At 69.0% G+C, this 1,789-nt stretch carries 2 protein-coding genes and 2 pseudogenes; 2 read left to right on the top strand and 2 right to left on the bottom strand.

The window, feature by feature from the left end; translation table 11 throughout:
• Window positions 1-162: META domain-containing protein (locus I53_RS04430; protein WP_043347109.1), on the top strand; the 162-nt coding region annotated here is incomplete at its 5' end.
• A gap of 604 nt (window positions 163-766) precedes the next feature.
• On the opposite strand, the gene I53_RS04425 is transcribed toward I53_RS04430, so the two are convergent.
• Complete coding sequence (locus I53_RS04425; RefSeq protein WP_043347108.1) at window positions 767-1,045, bottom strand: hypothetical protein; 279 nt, start codon at window positions 1,043-1,045, stop codon at window positions 767-769.
• A 157-nt stretch (window positions 1,046-1,202) separates the two neighbouring features.
• On the opposite strand from I53_RS04425, the pseudogene I53_RS30860 reads away from it, so the two are divergent.
• Window positions 1,203-1,517 (top strand): annotated as a pseudogene (locus tag I53_RS30860) (gamma carbonic anhydrase family protein); the annotation flags it as partial.
• Here the strand turns inward: I53_RS30860 and I53_RS04420 are convergent.
• A pseudogene (locus I53_RS04420) lies at window positions 1,505-1,789 on the bottom strand (CopD family protein); the annotation flags it as partial. The pseudogenes I53_RS30860 and I53_RS04420 sit on opposite strands and share 13 nt — an antisense overlap.

Genomic DNA, 1,789 nt, shown 5'->3' with positions numbered 1-1,789 from the left:
GGCCCGCTCGCACTCACCAAGAAGAGCTGCGACAAGGGCCTCGCCGCCGCCGAGCAGGCGTTCTTCATCGCCCTGCGCACCTCGGCGGTGTGGGACTTGGTCGGCTCGCAGCTCGTGCTCAAGAGCCCGAACGGCGAGCTGAAGTTCGACCGCGCCCTTTAAGGAGCGGTTCACCACGCCGCATGATGGCGGCCGCCGATTCAGACGGCCTTGAGGGGCGTCGGGGCTCATTCCTCGTGTATCGAGGAGGCCACGGATGCCAGTCGGAATCGGGATCGGACGCGGGGACCCCTCGCGTCCCGCGGTGACGCGGAGCCTCCGTTTCACGGGGCCCGAGGGGTTTCATCCCGGCGCCCTATGGCTCGCCACCGCCGTGCCGGCTGTGGCGACGCTGCTCCTTCTCGCGCGACTGGCTTCCTGACGGGCGGCGCTGGCGGCGTCTTACCGGGACGCCGTCCTGTCCCCGTGCCGGTCACCCTCGGCATGTCCGCGCGGCTCGGAACGATCCTGCGCTTGCGCCGTTACGGGCGGAAACAGCGAGGCCAAACCCGCGGCGACACCATATAGAATTGGATCGGCGTTCAGGCCGCCCTCGGGCGGGTGAAGATTGCTTGTCAGCAGAGTGCGACGGCGGGCCTCGCGCGCGTTCACGAGCATCTGTGCGCGTCCCCGTTGTTTAACTGTCCGAGACCGGTCAATGCCGCGCTCCGCGTTTCGTTGCCGCAGCGGGCGGAATTTTCTCCCGGAGACCGGACGCGACGGAAACTCAGCCCCGGCGCCGGAGACCTATCGCCGGTTGGACGTCGGGCGGCCGGCAGACGCTCGGCACGACATCGATGATCGACGCGCTCGGACAGCGCGCCCGGCAGCCCTGGGCCGCGGCGATCTGGTCGCCGCCGCAGGCATCGGCGAAGCAGAAGGTCGCGAGATCCTCGCAGGTCGCCCGGAACCGGCCCAGGGGCGACCGCTCCCGCAGGTCCGCCGCCCCCGCCCCCTGCGTCAGCAGGATCACCGTCAGACCGATCAGAGCCGGGAATCGCGCCATCTCTGTTTCCCGTCCAGGTCGAGGCTGCTTGCGGAACCAGCCTAGCATTGGCAGCCTGGACGCGCCGTACCATTCCCGCGACAGGCGATGCGCGTCATCCGTCGCGATCCCGGCCGCATCGCGCGGCCGTTAAGCCCGATCCCCACGAAAGGCCGCCATGCCGCTCTACGCCCTCGACGATCACGTCCCCGACCTCGCCGACCCCGCCCGGGTCTGGATCGCGCCCGACGCGCAGGTGGTCGGCCGCGTGCATCTCGGCCTCGATGTCGGCATCTGGTTCGGCGCGGCTCTGCGCGGCGACAACGAGCCGATCCGCATCGGCGATCGCACCAATGTCCAGGAGGGCGTGATCATGCACGTCGATCCCGGGTTTCCCCTCGTCATCGGCAGCGACGTCACGGTCGGCCACGGCGCGATCGTGCACGGCTGCACCATCGGCGACGGCAGCCTCCAGAAGCCCGGCTTGACGATCGCCAGGATGACGATGCCGATCATGAGAAGCGTCGGCACCTCGTTGAGCACCCGGTAGAACCGATGACCGCGGGTGTTCCGGTCGGCGGCGAAATCCTTGACCATCCGGGCGAGCCAGCCATGGATACCGGTCATCGCCAGCACCAGCGCGAACTTCGCCTGGAGCCAGGGGCTCGCATAGAAGCCGCTCATCCAGGCGAGCGCCACCCCGAACAGCCAGGTGGCGATCAGGGCCGGGTTCATGATCGCCTTGAGCAGGCGGCGCTCCATCAC

Source organism: Methylobacterium sp. B1 (assembly GCF_000333255.1).
Classification (GTDB): Bacteria; Pseudomonadota; Alphaproteobacteria; order Rhizobiales; family Beijerinckiaceae; genus Methylobacterium; species Methylobacterium fujisawaense.
Note: the sequence above shows the minus strand (reverse complement) of the source record. Positions and strands in the feature narration are given on the sequence as shown.